This window comes from Acidovorax sp. 62 (genome assembly GCF_002754495.1).
In the GTDB taxonomy this organism is placed as follows: Bacteria; Pseudomonadota; Gammaproteobacteria; order Burkholderiales; family Burkholderiaceae_C; genus Acidovorax.
The window spans coordinates 1863206-1882161 of the sequence record NZ_PEFJ01000001.1; the positions used below are offsets into that span (position 1 = coordinate 1863206).

Genomic DNA, 18956 nt, shown 5'->3' on the forward strand with positions numbered 1-18956 from the left:
AGGAAACCCCAAATGGCCGACCCCATGCTGATTGCCAAGCACGCCGACACCGAATGCCACCTGCTGCCAGGCCTGGCCAACCGCCACGGGCTCATCACCGGCGCCACCGGCACCGGCAAGACAGTGACCCTGCAAACCCTGGCCGAGAATTTTTCCCGCATCGGTGTGCCGGTGTTCATGGCCGACGTGAAAGGCGACCTCACCGGTGCCAGCCAGCCCGGCAAGATCGGCGACAAGCTGGCAGGCGTGCTCAAAGAGCGCGGGCTGGACTTGCCAGCGCCCCAGGCCTGCCCAACCACGCTGTGGGATGTGTTTGGCGAGCAAGGCCACCCGGTGCGCGCCACCATCTCCGACATGGGTCCGCTGCTGCTGGGCCGCATGCTCAACCTGAACGAAACCCAGTTGGGCGTGCTCAACCTGGTCTTCAAGATTGCCGACGACAACGGCCTGCTGCTGCTGGACCTCAAGGACTTGCGGGCCATGCTGCAGTATGTGGGCGACAACGCCAAGGACTTCACCACCGAGTATGGCAACGTCAGCTCCGCCAGCGTGGGGGCCATCCAGCGCGGGCTGCTGCAGATCGAGCAGCAAGGTGGCACGCAGTTCTTTGGCGAGCCCATGCTTAACATCCAGGATTTCATGCAGACCGTGGATGGCCATGGCGTCATCAACATCCTGGCGGCCGACAAGCTCATGAACGCGCCGCGCCTGTATGCCACCTTTTTGTTGTGGATGCTCTCTGAGCTGTTTGAGCAATTGCCCGAAATCGGCGACCCCGAGCAACCCAAACTGGTGTTCTTCTTCGACGAAGCCCACTTGCTGTTCAACGAAGCGCCCAAGGTGCTCATTGAGCGCATTGAGCTGGTGGTGCGCCTGGTGCGCTCCAAAGGCGTGGGCGTGTATTTCGTCACGCAGAACCCGCTCGATATCCCCGACAGCGTGCTGGCGCAGCTGGGCAACCGAGTGCAGCACGCGCTGCGCGCCTTCACCCCCCGCGACCAAAAGGCAGTGAAGGCCACGGCCACCACCATGCGGCAAAAACCCGGGCTGGACATTGAAACCGCCATCACCGAGCTGGCCGTGGGCGAGGCGCTGGTGAGCTTTCTGGACGCCAAGGGCCGCCCCAGCGTGACCGAGCGTGTGTTTGTGCTCCCCCCGGCCAGCCAGTTGGGCCCCATCACGGCCCCGCAGCGCCAGGCGCTCTTGGCGCAGTCGCTGGTGGCAGGCGTGTATGAAAAGGCCATTGACCGTGAATCGGCCTACGAAAAACTCAAAGGCCGCACCGGCGAAGCCACGACGCAGGCGCCTGCCACGGGCAGCAACGGAACCAATGGCACCAATGGCACATCCAGCCCTGGCACGCCAGCAGCACCGGCCGATGCGGGCGGAGGACTGCTGGGCGGGCTCAACGACGTGCTGTTTGGCACCACCGGCCCACGCGGCGGCAAGCACGATGGCCTGGCCCAGACCATGGCCAAGTCTGCCGTGCGCACCATGGGCACCACGCTGGGCAAGGAGATTTTGCGCGGCGTGCTGGGCAGCATTTTTGGCGGCAGTGGCAAGCGGCGCTGATTTCGCTCAAAGCCGGATCACAGCAAAACCCGGGCGGTTGCCAGCACAGGCGCTGCCCGGTGTATCCCCAGCGCTACAGCCCACCCAATCTTTGGGCAGCGCACCACCATGAGACCTGTGACTTCCATATGACAGTCACCAATTCGTAACAAAACAGGCGTTGAATCGATCCCAACAAAAACAACAACAAAGGAGGATCGATGACAAAAACCGAAATCGCACTGCTGCGCTGGGGCCGCCTGCCCCTGTTAGCCGCCGCCGGGGTCTGGATACTCGGCTTCGCCGGGATCGTTGCAGGTCTGTGGCGCCCCCACTGGTATTGGTTGGGGTACTTCTTCGCCACCGTGGCGATGACCTCGCTGTGGCATCGGTGGACCACAGCAGCGCGTGAGCGCTACATCCGCGAAGCCCCCTTGCCCCGCTTCTTGCAGCGCAAACTGCGCGAGGCCTACCCGCAGTTGAGCGCCAAGGATGGCGAGCTGGTCGAACGGGGCCTGCGGCAATTCTTCCTCGCCTGCCTGCGCAGCCGCCAGTTTGTGGCCATGCCCTCACAGGCGGTCGATGCGCTGTGGCACGAGTTCATCTTGCACACGCAGGCCTACAAACTGTGGTGCACCCATGCGCTGGGCCGCTTTTTGCACCACACCCCGGCTGAAGCCCTGGGCCGCAGAGGCGTGCACAACGACGGCTTGCGGCGCGCCTGGTTCTGGGCCTGCAAGGAAGAATCCATCGACCCCAAGGCCCCCAGCCGCCTGCCCCTGCTGTTTGCCCTGGATGCCAAGTTCGCCATCCCCAACGGGTTTCACTACGTGCCAGACTGCCGCTTGACGGGTGCGCAAAGCAGCGCGGAGACAAGCTCGGGCAGCGGCGGCTGTGGTGGCTCGCCCTACTGCGGCACCGATTTTTCGGACGGCAGCTACAGCGGTAGCTCGGGCGACTTTGGCGGGGCCGACAGCTCGGACGGTGCAGGGGGCGACGGGGGTGGCTGTGGAGGTGGCTGCGGCGGGGGCGGCGATTGAGTCCACGCCGGGTAGGCCCTGGCGGGCACCCGTGGCAGCACCGCACCAAACATCAATCACTATCAAAACAATAGCTGCCAGCGCTTTCATTTCAAGCGCTAGAGGCCAATTTAACCCAAAGTCGCCCAGGCGACGAACAGCAACAGGCGGGCGCCCTAGAGTGTCAGGCCATGAACACCGACATCACCGCCCTCACCTGCTTTACCCTCAGCACCACCGCGCAGGTGGCTCACTTGGTTTTGAACAAGCCAGAGGCCCTGAACACCATGCATCCCACCTTCTGGCGCGAGCTGGACGCGGTGCTGGCCCACCTGCACCAAGCGGGCGAGGCACGGGCGCTGGTCATCAGCAGCACGGGCAAACACTTCAGTGCGGGCATGGCGCTCGAAACCTTTGGCGGCGCCATCACCATGGACGATCAAAGCCCCGAGGGCCGCGCCGCCATTTTTGACCTGTTGACCGACATGCAGGCCACCTTCACGCGGCTGGAAAACCTGCGCATTCCCGTCATTGCGGCCATCCACGGCGGCTGCATCGGTGGCGCGGTGGACATGGTGACCGCCGCCTGCATCCGCTACGCCACGCAGGATGCGTTCTTCTGCATCCAGGAGATCAACATCGGCATGGTGGCCGACGTGGGCACGCTGCAACGCCTGCCCAAACTCATCCCGCTGGGCGTGGTGAAAGAGCTGGCCTACACCGGCCGCCGCCTGGGCGCGGCCAAGGCCCAGGGCTATGGCCTGGTCAACGAAGTGTTTGACACGCAAGAGGCCATGGTGGCCGCAGCCCTTCAGTGCGCGCAAGAGATTGCCAGCAAGCCACCCGTGGCCATCTGGGGCACCAAGCAGGCCATCCACTACGCCCGCGACCATTCGGTGGAAGACAGCCTGCGCCAGATGGGCTGGCTGCAGGGCGCGATCTGGAGCAACCAGCATGTGCGCGAATCCGTTACCGCCATGAAGCAAAAGCGCGCGGGCAACTTCCCTGCGCTCACGCCACTGCAGCGGTTCAGCGATTCGGCGGGTTAATAAGTCAAACTAGCTGCGGTCGCTGCGCGCCAGGTGGTATTCCAACCGCCGCAAGGCGGTGGTCAGCGCCAGCGTCATGAGCCAGTAGGCCAATGAAATGGCCAGGTATGGCTCCCAATACCGCGCATAAGCCCCCGCCACCGTGCGTGCGGCGTAGGCCATTTCGGCCAGGCCGATGGCAGACACCAGCGACGTGTCCTTGAGCAGCGCAATCATGTTGTTGCCCAGTGGCGGCAGCATGCGCCTAAAGGCCTGCGGCAGCACCACATAGCGCATCACCTGCATGGGCGTGAAGCCCAGCGAGCGCCCGGCATCAAACTGCCCCTTGGAGATGGACTGAATGCCCGCGCGGAACACCTCTGAGATGTAGGCGGCCGAGTTGAGCGTGAGCGCTGCAATGCCCGAGATCAGCGCCCCATGCTCTTGCTTGAGCGTGCGCGCCAGCTCGCCATCAATCAGCAGCCCTGACACGGGGTGGATGAACAGCGGCATCACCGCAAAGTGCATCAGCAAAATTTGCACAAACAGCGGCGTGCCCCGGAAAAAGCTCACATACACCGTCGAGGGCCAGCGCAGCAAGAAGCGGCACACCCAGTTCCACGGCGCGTGGCGTGCCTGGGCCAGCCGGGCCAGCGCCAGCAACAGGCCCCAGGTACCGCCCAGCAGCACACACACCACCGTCATGCCCAGCGTCATCAGCGCGCCGCGCCAAAACAGCTCACGGTACTCCACCAGAATGTCCGGCCGAAACCAGCCAAACCACAGTTCAGGTTCCATCACCCCTCCCAATCAATAGCAGTAGCAAATAGCGTTGCGCCCCACCAGGAGCTCCCTCAGACCCCCAGCAAAAACGGCCGCAAACGCGGCCGCAGTGCATGGCAAACCCACAGGCAGCGATCAGCGGGCCTTGTATTCCTTGGCAAACCACTTCTTGTAGATTTCGCCATAGCTGCCATCGGCACGGATGGCGGCCAGACCGGCATTGAGCTTGTCTTGCAGGGGCTTGTCGCCCTTCTTCACCACAATGCCAAAGCCCTCTTCGGGAAAGCTGGGGTCTTCCACCGTCTTGAGGGCGGGGTTCTGGCTCACGCGGTAGGCAATCACGCCGTTGTCGCCAATGGCGGCATCCACGCCGCCACCTGCCAGCTCGGAGATGATGAGCGGGGTGCTTTCAAAGCGGCGGATGTTGGGGCTGGTCTTGCCGAACTCACGCGAGGCCACATCGTCGGCCGTCGAGGCATTCACCACGGCAATTTTCTTGCCGTTCAGGTCCTTGAGGGTGGCCACCGTGCTGCTCTTGGGCACGGCAATCAGCTGGTGCGCCGCGAAGTACGGGTTGGAAAAGTCGTAGCTTTGGCGGCGCTTGTCGTTGATGGTGACGCCAGAGATCACCAGGTCCACATCGCCATTGTTCAGGGCCGCAAAAATGCCGCTCCAGGGGGTGTTGATGACCTTGATCTTGAGCCCTTGCTGCTTGGCAATGGCGTTGATGATGTCGATGTCGAAACCGACGATCTGCTTGTCTTTGTTTTCGAACGCAAAGGGCGCGTAAGTGGCGCTGGAAGCGACAGTGAGTTCCCGCGCTGGGGTGCCTTGGGCCAAAGCCCCCACGGTAAAACCAAGCGAGGCGACCAGGCCAAAGCCCAGGGCAAAGATGCGTCGAGACTGTTGCATAAGAATAGGACCCATGGGGGGGGAAAGGAGGCCTGCAGTATAACCAGCAGTCCTTTGAAGGACTTCAAATTTCATAGCTGCTTGCGCCCTGTTTGCGGGCGCCAGAACCCATTTTTTGCACGCAGTTGGTGCAATGCCTATGATGCACAGTGTTTGCAGCGTTTTGTCGTGCGCGGGCCAGCCGCTCGCGCGGAGGCCCCCTTTCATGACCATGACCCGCTTGCCTGTGCCCACCTTTGATGACATCACCGCAGCAGCCCAGCGGCTGCAGGGCATTGCCCACCGCACGCCAGTGCTGCGCTCTACCAGTGCGGACGAGAGCACCGGGGCACATATTTTCTTCAAGTGCGAGAACCTGCAGCGCACTGGCGCCTTCAAGTTTCGCGGGGCGTACAACACGCTGCAGCAGTTCACGCCCGAGCAGCGCGAGCGCGGCGTGCTGGCGTTTTCTGCAGGCAACCACGCCCAGGCCATCGCCCTGTCGGCCCGGCTGCTGGACATGCCTGCCGTCATCGTCATGCCCGAAGACGCACCCGCCGCCAAAATGGCCGCCACCCGCGAATACGGAGCACAGGTGGTGACCTACAACCGCTACACCGAAGACCGCGAAGCCATCAGCCAGCGCCTGGCGCAAGAGCGCGGCATGACCCTGGTGCCGCCGTTTGACCACCCCCACGTCATCGCCGGGCAAGGCACTGCCGCCCTGGAGCTGCTGCACGAGGTGCCCGACCTGGACTACCTGTTCGTCTGCGTGGGCGGTGGCGGCCTGCTGGCCGGCAGCACACTGGCCGCGCAGGCCGTGGCCCCGCAATGCCGCCTGGTGGGCGTGGAGCCCGAGGCGGGCAACGATGGCCAGCAGTCGTTCAAAGCCGGGCACATCGTGCAGATTGCCACGCCCCACACCATTGCCGACGGCGCACAAACGCAGGCCCTGGGGCAGCTCACCTTCCCCATCATTGCCAAGGGTGTGGAAGACATGGTCACCGCCACCGACGAGCAGTTGGTGCAGGCCCTGCGCTTTTTTGCAGAGCGCATGAAGATGGTGGTGGAGCCCACGGGGGCCCTGGCTTTTGCCGGGGTGTGCAACGGCAGTGTGGACGTGCGCGGCAAGCGCGTGGGCGTGCTCATCAGTGGCGGCAATGTGGACCTGGCCCGCTACGCCCGCTTTCTGGCCGATTGACCCCACCCCGATCCATGCCGCAAGTCAAAGCCGCGGGTTTTACCCAATGGTAGAAAATACGGGCTGCACCTTTGTGCCCTTTTCACGCTAATACAAGTTTTCTCATGAGCAATGTCACCGTCATCACCCATCCCCTCGTCCAGCACAAGCTCACGCTCATGCGCAAGAAAGACGCCAGCACCAACAGCTTTCGGCGCCTGCTGGGCGAGCTGTCCACGCTGATGGCCTACGAGGTGACCCGCGACATGCCGCTGCAAGATGTGCAGATCGAGACGCCGCTGGAGACCATGACGGGCAAGATGATCGACGGCAAGAAGCTGGTGCTTGTCTCCATCCTGCGCGCAGGCAACGGCTTTTTGGACGGCATGCTCAACGTGGTGCCCGGTGCCCGCGTGGGCCACATCGGCCTGTACCGCGACCCCAAGACGCTGCAGCCGGTCGAGTACTACTTCAAGATGCCCTCCGAGATGGAAGAGCGCGACATCATCGTGGTGGACCCCATGCTGGCCACCGGCAATTCGGCCGCCGCCTGCGTGGATCGGCTCAAGCAGCTCAAGCCCCGCTCCATCAAGTTCGTGTGCCTGCTGGCCGCCCCTGAGGGCGTGGCCACGCTGCAAAAGGCGCACCCCGATGTGCCGATCTTCACCGCCGCCATCGACCGCGAACTCAACGACCACGGCTACATCCTGCCGGGCCTGGGTGACGCGGGCGACCGCATCTTCGGCACCAAGTAAGGCCCTGCGCCTGCGCTGCAGGCGTGGAAGACCTGGCGCCGACCCATAAAAAAAACACCGCAGGGCTTGATACCCTGCGGTGTTTTTTTATGCCCTGGCTTTCACGCCAGGGCCCTGATACCTCTGCACACCGTGCGGGCAAGCCGCACAGTGGCTTGGGCCATCAATACACGTCGTGCTGCGTGTTGTTGATGTTGAAGTGACCCGTAGGGGTGATCAGGCGTGGGTCCTTGATCACAGCCTTGAGCTTGAGGGTCTTGTCGTCCACCACCACCAGGGCAGATTGCTTGTCCTTGGCAGACCAGACGGCAAACCACACCTCGTCGCCCGCCTTGTTGAACTCTGGCTGCACCACGCGCTTGGCACCGCCATCGTCAGGCAGACCAGCCCACTCGGCAATCGGCAGCACGGTGTAGCCCTTGTCCAGGTTCTTGATGTCGTACACCACCACCGACTGCGAGATCTTTGGATCAGGATTGAGTGGAGCATCCGAGTACAAGTGCTGCGACTTGGGGTGGCTCTTGATGAACAGCGCACCGCCGCCTGGGCCCTTGATCTTGGCCACTTCCTTGAACGCATACTGGGCATGCTTCTTGGGGTCGGTGCCGATCAACGAGATGGTCTCGTCACCCAAGTGACCTGTGGACCACACAGGGCCGAACTTGGGGTGCACAAAGTTGGCGCCACGGCCTGGGTGCGGTGTCTTGCCCACATCCACCAGCGCCTGCAGCTTGCCTTCCTTGGCATCTACCACGCCAATCTTGTTGCTGTTGTTGGCAGCCACCATGAAGTAGCGCTTGCTCGAGTCCCAGCCACCGTCGTGCAGGTAACGGGCAGAGCCCAGCTCGGTGATTTTGAGGGCGTCCACATCCTTGTAGTCCACCATCAGGGTCTTGCCGGTTTCCTTCACGTTCACGATGAACTCAGGCTTGAAGTGCGAGGCCACGATCGAAGCCACGCGGGGCTCGGGGTGGTATTCCTGAGTGTCCACGGTCATGCCACGGGTCGAGACGATCTTCATGGGCTCCAGCGTGTCGCCATTCATGATGACGAACTGAGGGGGCCAGTAGGCGCCAGCAATGGCCAGCTTGTCAGTGAAGTCGCCCTCCTTGCCCTTGTACTTGGAGGTGTCCACCGAACGGGCTTCCAGACCAATGCGGATTTCAGCGACGTTGTCGGGCTTGGCCATCCACAGGTCGATCATGTTCACGCGGCCATCGCGGCCGATCACGAACAGGTAGCGGCCCGATGCCGAGGTGCGCGAGATGTGCACCGCATAGCCGGTCTTGATGATGTTGATGATCTGCTTGGTGTCGCCATCGATCAGCGCCACTTCGCCCGCGTCACGCAGCGTGGTCGAGAAGATGTTGGCGATGTTGTAATCGTTCATCTTCTTGGTTGGGCGGTCCTTCGGCGGCACCAGCACCTTCCAGGTCTTCTTCATGTCCGCCATGCTCCACTCGGGAGGCATAGGGGGGTCTTGCTGGATGTAGCGGGCCATCATGTCCACGTCGGACTCGCTCATCTCACCCGAAGTCTGCCAGTTGGGCATGCCAGCGGGCGAGCCATAGGCGATGAACACCTTGAGGTAATCCGTGCCCTTGGGCAGCGTCACATCGGGCGTCAGGGGCTTGCCAGTGGCGCCCTTGCGCAGCACGCCGTGGCAGCCAGCGCAACGCTCAAAGTAAGTTTGGCGAGCACGGTCAAACTCGGCCTGCGTCATTTTGGGCGCGGCAGGGTTTGTGCTTTGGTACATCGGCTGATTGGCCAAAGGGGACGAGCCTGCCTGGTAGTTCATCTCGGCGGGTGTCACGCTCTTCTTGTCATCGGCATACGCCGTAAGGGCCAGAGTGGACATTGCCAGTGCCGCAAGGCGCGCCAGCTTTCGGGTTGTCATGGGGACTCCTTGTATGTCGCGGCCCAAGATGGCTCATTCCATCCCTCCAACTGGCCTGCTGCGGGCTGCGACGACTGGGTTTCAGCAGGCTCGCAGCCATTCTTCGCCAGCCTCCCCACAGCCGCTTTGATACCTGTCAAATGATTCATTCAACATGCACCATTAAACCAACATCCAACGGCTGCCTAGAGGGAAATCCTTGATCACGTCACGACCGGCCTGGAAGGCCGCCCGCCATGCACTTCTGGCAGACTGTGCAGCGCAATCCCGCCATGGAACGCCCGCCGCACAGCTGCCTGCGCGAGGGCCATCGCTGGCGTGCAAATTGCTAGTTTCATCGTGTTCTGGAGGCCGTGCACGGCCTCTCCTTCGCCAGTCCCACCCAAGGAACCGCACCATGACCACTCGCCGCATCTTCACCGGACGCCTGCTCTGCACCTCCATGGCCCTCTCGGCCGCCATGGCGATGGCGCCCTCACTGGCTGCAGCGCAGTCCAAGCTCAAGGTCGCGGCGATCTACACCGTGCCCTTTGAGCAGCAGTGGGTCAGCCGCATCCACAAGGCGCTGAAGGCCGCCGAAGCGCGCGGCGAGATCGAATACAAGGCCAGTGAAAACGTCAGCAACGCCGACTACGAGCGCGTGATGCGCGAGTACGCCACCGGCGGCAACCAGCTCATCGTGGGCGAAGCCTTTGCGGTGGAAGCCGCCGCCCGCAAGGTGGCCAAGGACTTTCCCAAGACTTCGTTCCTGCTCGGCTCGTCGGGCAAGCCGCAGGCGCCCAACTTCAGCGTGTTCGACAACTACATCCAGGAGCCCGCCTACCTCAGCGGCATGATCGCTGGCGGCATGACCAAGTCCAACAAGATCGGCATGGTCGGCGGCTTCCCCATCCCCGAAGTCAACCGCCTGATGCACGCCTTCATGGCAGGCGCCAAAGAGACCAACCCCAAGGTCGAGTTCACCATCACCTTCATCAACAGCTGGTTTGACCCCCCCAAGGCCAAGGAAGCCACCTTCGCCATGATCGACAAGGGCGCCGATGTGCTCTACGCCGAGCGCTTTGGCGTGAGCGATGCGGCCAAGGAAAAAGGGAAACTCGCCATCGGCAACGTGATCGACACCCAGCCGCAGTACCCCGACACCGTGGTGGCGTCGGCCCTGTGGCACATGGAGCCCAGCATTGAGCGCGCGCTCAAACTGGTCAAGGACGGCAAGTTCACCGCCGAGGACTACGGCCCGTATTCGATGATGAAGCACAAGGGCTCCGAACTCGCCCCCCTGGGCACGTTCGAGAAGAAAGTGCCGGCCGACATCGTCGCCAAGGTCAAGGCCAAGGAGGCTGACATCCTCGCGGGCAAGTTCACCGTGAAGGTAGACGACAGCCAGCCCAAGTCCACGGCCAAATAAGGGGAGTGGATGACAAAACTCTTCTGGCGTTGTTGCTGTGTCTTGTCGTACTTGCAGTACTGCCTGCGACACAGCGCCTAGCCAGAACCGCTGCGCTGAGCTTTGTCAGCCACTCCAAATCACCAATGCGAGACAAAGCGGGTGAACACCTGGGCCACCACTCATCAAGGTGGCCCTTTTTTGTTGTCGTTTTCCGTACGTCTCTGTCCCTGCCTGGTATGTCCATGACCACCTCTTTGTCCATCCCCTTGGGCCACTCCGTCGCCTCTCGTTTCACCCGCCTGCTGTGGTCACTGGCACTGGCTGGCGCACTTGCTGGTTGTGCATCCGGCCCGACAGGCAAGACGGCGGTCCGGCTGGACGACACACCCCGCATCGCCGTCATCTCCGCCTTTGCGCCCGAGCTGACCGTGCTGCTGCCCCAGGTGCAGCAGCCCACCCAGCACAGCATCAACGGCGTGGAGTTCACCACCGGCACGCTCGAAGGCAAGCCCGTGGTGGTGTTCCTCTCCGGCATCAGCATGACCAACGCGGCCATGAACACGCAGCTGGTGCTCGACCGCTTCAACGTGAGCCATGTGGTGTTCAGCGGTATTGCGGGCGGCGTGAACCCCGGCCTGCACATTGGCGACGTGACAGTGCCTGCGCAGTGGGGCCAGTACATGGAGTGGCTGATGGCGCGCGAAAATCGGCCTAGCCAGTACAGCGCCCCCGCCTGGATGAAAAGCGAGCTGACCCTGCCCGCCTTCGGCATGATGCACCCGCGCCCGGTGGAAGTGCGATCGGCTGCAAACCCCCAACTCAGCAAGAAATTCTGGTTTGAAGCCGACCCGGAGATGCTGGCCACCGCCCGCAGCCTGCAGAACGTGGGCCTGGAACACTGCCTGGCCGCCACCTGCCTGAAACAGCGCCCGCAACTCGTGGTGGGCGGTAACGGCGTATCGGGCCAAGCCTTTGTGGACAACAAGGCCTTCCGCGAATACGCCTTCAAGACCTTCGAGGCCAACGTGCTCGACATGGAAACCGCCGCCACCGCCATGGTGGCGCACAGCAACGGCGTGCCCTACATCGCGTTCCGCTCGTTGAGCGATCTGGCCGGTGGTGGTGATGGAGAGAACGAAATGGGCACCTTCATGGGCCTGGCGGCCGCCAATTCGGCCAAGGTGCTGCGGGCGTTTCTGGCGGCATGGAAGTGAAGCAGAAACACCCCCCTGAGCGGCTACGCCGCTTCCCCCCGCTCTCGCAGTGCTGCGCACAGCGGGCAGTGGGACGACGCCGGCGCACGCAAGCGAAGCGCCGCCTAGGCAGCGGGGCGGCCCTTGCGCGGCGCCCACTGGCCTGGGCCGCGCCAGTTTTACATACCGCTGACGGAGCACGACTCCATGCGTGCTGACATGCCCCCCGTCCTGCGCCTCACCGGCATCACCAAACGCTTCGGCAAGCTCGTCGCCAATGACAGCATCAGCCTGACCCTCGCACGCGGTGAGGTGCTGGCCCTGCTGGGCGAGAACGGTGCGGGCAAATCCACGCTGATGTCCATCCTGTTCGGACACTACGTGGCCGACGAAGGCAGCATCGAAGTCTTTGGCCAGCCCCTGCCGCCCGGCCAGCCGCGTGCAGCGCTGGCGGCGGGCATTGGCATGGTGCACCAGCACTTCACGCTGGCCGACAACCTCACGGTGCTGGACAACGTGTTGCTGGGCAGCGAACCGCTGTGGCAGCCCTTTTCGCGCCGCAGCGAGGCGCGCACCAAGTTGCTGGCTGTGTCGCAGCAGTTTGGTCTGCCAGTGAGCCCCGATGCGAAGGTCGGCAGCCTCTCGGTGGGCGAGCGCCAGCGCGTCGAAATCCTCAAGGCACTGTACCGGGGCGCGCGCATCCTGATCCTGGACGAACCCACCGCCGTGCTCACCCCGCAAGAGAGCGAGGCGCTGTTTGACACCCTGGCGCAGATGGTGGCGCAGGGCCTGTCCATCATCTTCATCAGCCACAAGCTGGGCGAGGTGCTGCGCGTATCGCACCGCGTGGCCGTGCTGCGCCAGGGCAAGCTGGTGGCCGAAGCGCCTGCGCAGGGCACCACGCAGGGGCAACTGGCGCAATGGATGGTGGGCCATGCGATTGAGGCGGCCGAGCGCTGCCCCGCGCGGAGTGTGGGCGAGCCCATCTGCACGCTCAGCCACGTGAGCACCGCGCACACGGGGCGCGATCGGTTGAACAATGTGTCCCTCAGCTTGCGCGCAGGCGAGATCGTGGCGATTGCGGGCGTGAGCGGCAACGGCCAAGTAGCGCTGGCCGATGTGCTGTGTGGCGTGCGTGCGGCCTCCTCCGGCGCGGTCACCCTGCGCGGCGCCCCTCTGCAAGCCCGGCCCGCGTGGCTGGTCAGCCAGGGCGTGGCCCGCATCCCCGAAGACCGCCACGCCGTGGGCGTGGTGGGCGACCTGCCCGTGTGGGAGAACGCGGTGGCCGAACGCCTGCGCGGCCCCTGGTTTGCGCACCCGTGGTTCCGAGCCTTCTGGGTCAAACGCCGCGCCGCGCGCCAGCATGCGCAGCGCGTGGCCGAGACCTTTGACGTGCGCGGCGGCGGGCCGGACACCCCCGCCCGGTCGCTGTCGGGCGGCAACATGCAAAAGCTCATCCTGGGCCGGGCCCTGATGCCGCCACAGGACGCGGCGGGTAACTCGGCCCCCGCGCCCCAGCTCATCGTGGCCCACCAGCCCACCTGGGGGTTGGACATTGGTGCGGTGATGTTTGTGCAGCAGCAACTCATCAACGCGCGCGATGCGGGAGCGGCCGTGCTGCTGATCTCGGACGATCTGGACGAGGTACTGGCCCTGGGCGACCGGGTAGCGGTGATGCACGACGGACAACTGAGCGAGGCCTGTCGCGCTGAAGACTGGACGCGTGAAGCGATCGGTCTGGCCATGGCGGGCGCTACCCCGACCGTTCGGGCTGAGCCTGTCGAAGCCTTGCGCAGCGCTTCGACAGGCTCAGCGTGAACGGTTCGTGTGGACGGATGCCGGATCAGTAAAACACGCCAAAAGCAACAACCCCATGAGACTCGAAAAACGCAACCACACCTCCCCCGCCGCCTACGTGCTGGCGCCGGTGGGCGCCGTGGTGTTCACACTGCTCATCAGCGGCCTGCTGGTGCTGTGGGCCGGGGCGCCGGTCGGCCGCACGTATGCATTGCTGCTGCAAGGCGCGTTCGGCTCGGTGTTTGCGCTGACCGAAACCCTCACCCGCGCCACGCCACTGATCCTGACTGGGTTGGCCGCCGCCGTGGCCTTCCGCGCGCGGCTGTTCAACATTGGGGCCGAGGGGCAGCTTTATGCCGGGGCGCTGGCCGCCGTGGCCGTGGGCGGCATGCATGGCGGCACGGGGCTGGAGTGGTCGCCGTATGTGCTCTTTCCGCTGATGATGCTGGCGGCAGCACTTGCGGGCGCCGTATTGCTGCTGGGCCCAGCGCTGATGAAGGCGCGGCTGGGCGTGGACGAGGTGGTCACCACACTGCTGCTCAACTTCATCATGCTGCTGCTGGTGTCAGCCCTGCTCGATGGGCCGATGAAAGACCCGCTCTCCATGGGCTGGCCGCAGAGTGTGGCGCTGCAGGGCGACTTGGAACTCTCCAAGCTGGTGCCACAGACGCGGCTGCACACGGGCCTGCTGTGGGCCGTGTCGCTGGCCGTGATGCTGTGGGCGCTGCTGGCGCGCACGGTGCCGGGGTTTGACATCCGCGCCGCCGGGGCCAATGCGCGGGCTGCGGCGTTTGCGGGCGTACCCATTACGCGCACAGTCGTTCTGGTCGCCCTGCTTTCGGGCGGACTGGCCGGGCTGGCGGGCGCCATTGAGGTGGCGGGCCGCACCAGCTATGTGACGCTCGACATGTCGCCCGGCTATGGCTACAGCGGCATCGTGATTGCCATGCTGGCGGGGCTGCACCCGCTGGGCGTGATTGCGGCGGGCACCTTTGTGGCGGGCGTGCTGGTGGGGGCGGACAGCATGAGCCGCGCGGTGGGCGTGCCGACCTACATTGCGGATGTGATCGTGGCGACTTCGCTGATTGCGGTGCTGGTGGCGGGCCTGCTCACGCAATACAGAGTGCGCTGGAAGTGAGGACGCCATGAAAAAGCACGCACACCAGAACTTCAAGCCAAATAGGCCTCGAGCGCTTATCCAGCCAGCGCAAGCAGCTATCAAAATAGCAGCATTTACATCAAACCACTTAGAACCGTTCACGCTGAGCCTGTCGAAGCGCAGCGCCAGGCTTCGACAAGCTCAGCCCGAACGGCCAGTGCATGTTTCTATGCACAGAGTCCTGAACGCAAGCCACGCTGGAGCGAGTGCATGACCGAACTGCTCGACATCCTCGCCAACCCCGCGTTCTGGATAGCCACCCTGCGGGTCGCCACCCCCCTCATCCTGGGCACGCTGGGCGTGCTGCTGTGCGAGCGCGCTGGCGTGCTCAACCTGGGCATTGAAGGCATCATGGTGGCGGGCGCCTTCACCGGCTGGCTCACGGTGTATGCAGGCTACGGCCTGTGGACCGGGGTGCTTGTGGCGGCGCTCACCGGCGCTGTCTTCGGGCTATTGCACGCCTGGCTCACCGTGGGGCTGGCGCTATCGCAGCATGTCTCGGGGCTAGGCATCACGCTGCTGGCCACGGCGCTCAGCTACTACGGCTACCGGGTGAGCTTCCCCAAGGTGAACACGCCTCCCACCATCGAGCCGTTTGCGCCGATGGAGTGGCTGGGCATTCCCATCCTGTCGGCTCAAACCCCACTCACGCTGCTGGCCCTGCTGCTGGTGCCGCTATTGGCCTGGGTGCTGATGCGCACCCCGCTGGGCCTGGCGGTGCGCATGGTGGGCGAGAACCCGCAGGCGGCCGAGGGCCAGGGCATTTCGGTGGCGGCCACACGCACGGGCGCCATCGCGCTCGGGTCGGCGCTGATGGGGGTGGCGGGGTCGTTCCTCACGTTGTCGGCCTTCAACGCGTTTTTCTTCAACATGATTAACGGGCGCGGCTGGATCTGCGTGGCGCTGGTGGTGTTTGCCTCGTGGCGGCCCGGCAAGGCGCTGCTGGGTGCGCTGCTGTTTGCCTTCTTCGACGCACTGCAGTTGCGCCTGCAGCAGGCGGGCGACGCGTGGCTGCCGTACCAGGTGTATTTGATGCTGCCGTACCTGCTGTCCATCCTGGCGCTGGTGCTGGTGGCGCGCAAGGCGGCGTATCCTCAGGCCCTGATGAAGCCATACCGCAAGGGGGAACGTTGATCCGTCGCACCGCCATTGTTTCGCTGGCCTGGGCCTGTGCGGCCCTGACCGCCATGTGCCAACCCGCCTGGGCTCTGGGCATTGAGGCGCCCTACTCCGCGCACGCCACGCCGCCCAATGTGGACTGGGTCCAGGTGTGCGGCGCATGGCCCGCGCCACGCGATGAGAGCCCCGGTGGCGGCACCTACCGCGTCGTGCACGCCAGCCAGTACGCGCAATCTTTCATCTATGTGCAGTGGCTGCAGCGTGACCGCAGCGACAGCGCGATCGAAGTTGCCACGGTGGGCGTGCCAGAGATCAACAACGACCACGCCGAATGGCAGCTGAGCCGCTTGCGCTGCCAAGCCACGGCCCAGGGCATTCGGATCACCGCCAAGGCCGAGTCTGGCCACGAAGACGGTACCTTTGACGTGACCCTGGAAGCAGGCCACCGCCCTGGTGATCTGCGTTACCGCAGCACGCCTGCACGGCGCACCACCGTGTCGCCACCGCCCAGCAGGCCGGGCGGCAGCCAACGTCTCACCGCCCCCAAGACGCCGTAACTCCGCCCCGCCCCTGCACGCCCGCCGCTCACTCGCTCACAGCCTCACCCCATGCCCATGCTGGATCTGCTCCTCACCCAAGCCACCCTGCCCGATGGGCGCCAGAACATGTCGATCGCCGTGCAAGGCGGCCGCATCACCGAAGTGACAGAAGGCCTGCAGGCACCCGCGCACGAAACGGTGGATGCGGGCGGCCTGCTGGTGAGCCCGCCGTTTGTGGACGCACATTTCCACATGGATTCGACCCTGAGCTACGGCCAGCCGCGCGTGAACGAGAGCGGCACACTGCTCGAAGGCATTGCGCTGTGGGGAGAGCTCAAACCCCAGCTCACGCACGATGCCATCGTGCAGCGCGCGCTGCAGTATTGCGACTGGGCCGTGGCACGGGGCCTGCTGGCCATCCGCAGCCATGTGGACACCAGCGACCCCAGCTTGCTGCCGGTGCAGGCCCTGCTGGATGTGAAGCAGCGCGTGGCGCCCTACCTGGACTTGCAGCTGGTGGCCTTTCCGCAAGATGGCGTGCTGCGCCGCCCCGGCGGGCTGGAGAACATCCGGCGCGCCCTCGACCTGGGGGTGGACGTGGTGGGCGGCATTCCGCACTTTGAGCGCACCTACGCCGATGGCACCGAGAGCGTGCGGCTGCTGTGCGAGCTGGCCGCCGAGCACGGCAAACGCGTGGACATGCACTGCGACGAGAGCGACGACCCGCATTCGCGCCATGTGGAGACCCTGGCCTACGAAGCCCAGCGCCTGGGCCTGCACGGCCGCGTCACGGGCTCGCACCTGACTTCCATGCACAGCATGGACAACTACTACGTCAGCAAGCTGATGGCGCTGATGGCCGAGGCCGACCTGGGCGTGGTGGCCAATCCGCTCATCAACATCACCCTGCAAGGCCGCCACGACACCTACCCCAAGCGCCGGGGCATGACCCGCGTGCCCGAGCTGATGGCCGCAGGCCTGACGGTGGCCTTTGGCCACGACTGCGTGCTCGACCCCTGGTACAGCGGCGGCAGCGGCGACATGCTGGAGGCCGCGCACATGGGCCTGCACGTGGGCCAGATGACCAGCCAGGCGGGTATGCGCCAGTGCTTTGACGCGGTGACGACCCACCCCGCGCGCCTGCTGGGGCTGGAGGGCTACGGCATTGCCCCCGGCTCACATGCGGACTTTGTGCTGCTGCATGCGCGCAACCCGGCAGAAGCCATCCGCCTGCGGGCGGCGCGCCTGGGGGTGTGGCGGCGCGGCCAGCGCGTTGCCAGCCAGCCTGCGCCCACGGCAACCTTGAACCTGCCCGGGCGACCCGGCACCGTGGGCTTTATGTAAAGCCCGTAGGTCGGGTTACTCTGCGCTAACCCGACCTACAACCTACGGCTATTGAGAGAATCGGGCTCTAGCGCTCATCCAATAAGCGCGGGCAGCTACACAAAAGATAGCAATGACAGTCAAGCCATCCGGGCGATGGTCTTGCGAAACCGTGCCAGCGCCAGCGCAAACAGCGCCACCCCAATCGCCAGCAGCCACACCAGTGACGACCACACCACCGGCAGCCCTGCGCCCCGGTACAGGATGGCCTGAGACAGCTCGGTGAAATGCGTGGTGGGGGCCAGCGCCATCACGTACTGCACCCACAGCGGCATGCTCTCGCGCGGGGTGACGCCGCCCGACAGCATCTCCAGCGGCATCATGGTCAACACCATCAGCAGGCCAAACTGCGGCATGCTGCGCGCCAGCGTGGCCATGTAGATGCCCATGGACGTGGTGGCAAACAGGTGCAGCACGGTGCCCAGCAAAAACAGCGGTACCGAGCCTTCGATGGGCACGCCAATCGCCCAGCGAATCACCACTGTGAGCGACACCCAGGTGGCCACCAGCACCACCAGCGCCATGGCCCACACCTTGGCCAGCATGATCTCGGCCGGGGTGACGGGCATGACGAGCAAGTGCTCCACCGTGCCGTGCTCTCGCTCTCGGATCAGCGCAGCGCCGGTGAGGATGATGGAGAGCATGGTGACGATGTTGATCAGCTCCATCACCGAGCCAAACCACGCGGGCGTGAGCGCCGGGTTGAACCGGGCGCGCACGACCAGATCAATGGCGGGAGCGGACACGGCCCGGTAGCGCTGCACAAACTCGGCCACCTCCGACTGCACGATTTGCTGCACCGCGCCGTTGGAGCTGAAGGCCTGCATCATGCGCGTGGCGTCCATGTTGAGCTGCACGCGCGGCACCTTGCCTGCCAGCACATCGCGCTGGAAGTTGGGCGGTATGTGCAGCACTAGCGTGTAGCGGCCCGCGTCCAGGCCGGGGTCTACGTCCTGCGGGGTGATCAGATCGGGGCCCACAAACTGCGGCGCAAAAAACGCGGTGGCAATGCGCTGCGAGAGCGTGGACACGTCTTCATCGACGATGGCAATGGGCACGTGCGAGAGCGTCTCTGGCTGGGCCTTGCCCGCGCTGTACACCGCCAGCGTGGTGGTGTAGACAATGAGCACCAGCATCATCGGGTCGCGCCACAGGCTCCACAGCTCTTTGATGCCTAGGCGAAAGATGGTGGCGCAACGCCCCCGCAGGGCTGCCCAGCGGCGGGGGGTGTGCACGGGCGAACCGGATGAAGAAGATGGGGCTGCAGGCATG

At 64.5% G+C, this 18956-nt stretch carries 16 protein-coding genes; 12 read left to right on the forward strand and 4 right to left on the reverse strand.

Translation table 11 applies throughout. The annotated features are described in order from the left end of the window. Window positions 1–12 precede the first annotated feature (12 nt). From CLU86_RS08320 to CLU86_RS08330, 3 genes are all read left to right on the forward strand, one after another. Entirely contained in the window at window positions 13–1572 is a 1560-nt protein-coding gene (locus CLU86_RS08320; protein ID WP_099741288.1) for a helicase HerA-like domain-containing protein, read from the forward strand. A gap of 200 nt (window positions 1573–1772) precedes the next feature. Then, complete coding sequence (locus CLU86_RS08325) at window positions 1773–2591, forward strand: hypothetical protein (protein WP_099741289.1); 819 nt, start codon at window positions 1773–1775, stop codon at window positions 2589–2591. A gap of 170 nt (window positions 2592–2761) precedes the next feature. Further along, a complete protein-coding gene (locus CLU86_RS08330; protein ID WP_099741290.1) occupies window positions 2762–3619 on the forward strand; it encodes an enoyl-CoA hydratase-related protein in 858 nt (285 codons plus the stop codon). A gap of 9 nt (window positions 3620–3628) precedes the next feature. On the opposite strand, the gene CLU86_RS08335 is transcribed toward CLU86_RS08330, so the two are convergent. Both CLU86_RS08335 and CLU86_RS08340 read right to left on the reverse strand, forming a co-directional pair. Further along, window positions 3629–4396 (reverse strand): amino acid ABC transporter permease, encoded by a 768-nt coding sequence (locus CLU86_RS08335; RefSeq protein WP_162995947.1) that lies wholly within the window; start codon window positions 4394–4396, stop codon window positions 3629–3631. Window positions 4397–4516: 120 nt separating this feature from the next. After that, window positions 4517–5308 carry a basic amino acid ABC transporter substrate-binding protein gene (locus tag CLU86_RS08340; RefSeq protein ID WP_369803817.1) on the reverse strand — a complete coding sequence of 264 codons (792 nt, stop codon included), beginning with the start codon at window positions 5306–5308 and terminating at the stop codon, window positions 4517–4519. Between the two features lie 190 nt (window positions 5309–5498). On the opposite strand from CLU86_RS08340, the gene CLU86_RS08345 reads away from it, so the two are divergent. Continuing rightward, on the forward strand, window positions 5499–6473 hold the full coding sequence (locus tag CLU86_RS08345; RefSeq protein ID WP_099655646.1) for a threo-3-hydroxy-L-aspartate ammonia-lyase: 975 nt from the start codon (window positions 5499–5501) through the stop codon (window positions 6471–6473). A gap of 104 nt (window positions 6474–6577) precedes the next feature. Continuing rightward, the gene (upp, locus tag CLU86_RS08350; RefSeq protein WP_099741291.1) at window positions 6578–7207 is read left to right on the forward strand and encodes a uracil phosphoribosyltransferase; all 630 of its coding nucleotides are present in this window, start codon (window positions 6578–6580) and stop codon (window positions 7205–7207) included. A gap of 163 nt (window positions 7208–7370) precedes the next feature. Here upp and CLU86_RS08355 read toward each other — a convergent pair whose 3' ends face one another. Then, the gene (locus CLU86_RS08355; RefSeq protein WP_099741292.1) at window positions 7371–9104 is read right to left on the reverse strand and encodes a nitrite reductase; all 1734 of its coding nucleotides are present in this window, start codon (window positions 9102–9104) and stop codon (window positions 7371–7373) included. A 397-nt stretch (window positions 9105–9501) separates the two neighbouring features. Between CLU86_RS08355 and CLU86_RS08360 the strand changes: the two genes are divergently transcribed. From CLU86_RS08360 to CLU86_RS08395, 7 genes are all read left to right on the forward strand, one after another. Further along, on the forward strand, window positions 9502–10512 hold the full coding sequence (locus CLU86_RS08360; protein WP_099741293.1) for a BMP family protein: 1011 nt from the start codon (window positions 9502–9504) through the stop codon (window positions 10510–10512). Between the two features lie 224 nt (window positions 10513–10736). Beyond that, window positions 10737–11708, forward strand: coding sequence for a 5'-methylthioadenosine/S-adenosylhomocysteine nucleosidase (locus CLU86_RS08365; RefSeq protein WP_099743442.1), 972 nt, complete (start codon window positions 10737–10739; stop codon window positions 11706–11708). Window positions 11709–11894: 186 nt separating this feature from the next. Continuing rightward, window positions 11895–13505: an ABC transporter ATP-binding protein gene (locus tag CLU86_RS08375; RefSeq protein ID WP_233194889.1), complete on the forward strand. Its 1611-nt coding sequence runs from the start codon at window positions 11895–11897 to the stop codon at window positions 13503–13505. A gap of 55 nt (window positions 13506–13560) precedes the next feature. Beyond that, a complete protein-coding gene (locus CLU86_RS08380; RefSeq protein WP_099741295.1) occupies window positions 13561–14622 on the forward strand; it encodes an ABC transporter permease in 1062 nt (353 codons plus the stop codon). Between the two features lie 231 nt (window positions 14623–14853). Continuing rightward, entirely contained in the window at window positions 14854–15777 is a 924-nt protein-coding gene (locus CLU86_RS08385; protein ID WP_099741296.1) for an ABC transporter permease, read from the forward strand. Beyond that, window positions 15774–16319 carry a hypothetical protein gene (locus tag CLU86_RS08390; RefSeq protein WP_199175106.1) on the forward strand — a complete coding sequence of 182 codons (546 nt, stop codon included), beginning with the start codon at window positions 15774–15776 and terminating at the stop codon, window positions 16317–16319. Before CLU86_RS08385 ends, CLU86_RS08390 begins: the two co-directional genes overlap by 4 nt. 57 nt (window positions 16320–16376) lie before the next feature. Next, window positions 16377–17645 (forward strand): amidohydrolase family protein, encoded by a 1269-nt coding sequence (locus tag CLU86_RS08395; RefSeq protein ID WP_099743445.1) that lies wholly within the window; start codon window positions 16377–16379, stop codon window positions 17643–17645. A 119-nt stretch (window positions 17646–17764) separates the two neighbouring features. On the opposite strand, the gene CLU86_RS08400 is transcribed toward CLU86_RS08395, so the two are convergent. Beyond that, window positions 17765–18955: an ABC transporter permease gene (locus CLU86_RS08400; protein WP_099741297.1), complete on the reverse strand. Its 1191-nt coding sequence runs from the start codon at window positions 18953–18955 to the stop codon at window positions 17765–17767. Window position 18956: the final 1 nt, after the last annotated feature.

What these genes read in the sequence shown, in the direction of transcription:
- CLU86_RS08320 (WP_099741288.1), top strand. Translation starts at nt 13, where the DNA reads ATGGCCGACCCCATGCTGATTGCCAAGCACGCCGACACCGAATGCCAC.
- CLU86_RS08325 (WP_099741289.1), top strand. Translation starts at nt 1,773, where the DNA reads ATGACAAAAACCGAAATCGCACTGCTGCGCTGGGGCCGCCTGCCCCTG.
- CLU86_RS08330 (WP_099741290.1), top strand. Translation starts at nt 2,762, where the DNA reads ATGAACACCGACATCACCGCCCTCACCTGCTTTACCCTCAGCACCACC.
- CLU86_RS08335 (WP_162995947.1), bottom strand. Translation starts at nt 4,396, where the DNA reads ATGGAACCTGAACTGTGGTTTGGCTGGTTTCGGCCGGACATTCTGGTG.
- CLU86_RS08340 (WP_369803817.1), bottom strand. Translation starts at nt 5,308, where the DNA reads ATGGGTCCTATTCTTATGCAACAGTCTCGACGCATCTTTGCCCTGGGC.
- CLU86_RS08345 (WP_099655646.1), top strand. Translation starts at nt 5,499, where the DNA reads ATGACCATGACCCGCTTGCCTGTGCCCACCTTTGATGACATCACCGCA.
- upp (WP_099741291.1), top strand. Translation starts at nt 6,578, where the DNA reads ATGAGCAATGTCACCGTCATCACCCATCCCCTCGTCCAGCACAAGCTC.
- CLU86_RS08355 (WP_099741292.1), bottom strand. Translation starts at nt 9,104, where the DNA reads ATGACAACCCGAAAGCTGGCGCGCCTTGCGGCACTGGCAATGTCCACT.
- CLU86_RS08360 (WP_099741293.1), top strand. Translation starts at nt 9,502, where the DNA reads ATGACCACTCGCCGCATCTTCACCGGACGCCTGCTCTGCACCTCCATG.
- CLU86_RS08365 (WP_099743442.1), top strand. Translation starts at nt 10,737, where the DNA reads ATGACCACCTCTTTGTCCATCCCCTTGGGCCACTCCGTCGCCTCTCGT.
- CLU86_RS08375 (WP_233194889.1), top strand. Translation starts at nt 11,895, where the DNA reads ATGCGTGCTGACATGCCCCCCGTCCTGCGCCTCACCGGCATCACCAAA.
- CLU86_RS08380 (WP_099741295.1), top strand. Translation starts at nt 13,561, where the DNA reads ATGAGACTCGAAAAACGCAACCACACCTCCCCCGCCGCCTACGTGCTG.
- CLU86_RS08385 (WP_099741296.1), top strand. Translation starts at nt 14,854, where the DNA reads ATGACCGAACTGCTCGACATCCTCGCCAACCCCGCGTTCTGGATAGCC.
- CLU86_RS08395 (WP_099743445.1), top strand. Translation starts at nt 16,377, where the DNA reads ATGCTGGATCTGCTCCTCACCCAAGCCACCCTGCCCGATGGGCGCCAG.
- CLU86_RS08400 (WP_099741297.1), bottom strand. Translation starts at nt 18,955, where the DNA reads ATGCCTGCAGCCCCATCTTCTTCATCCGGTTCGCCCGTGCACACCCCC.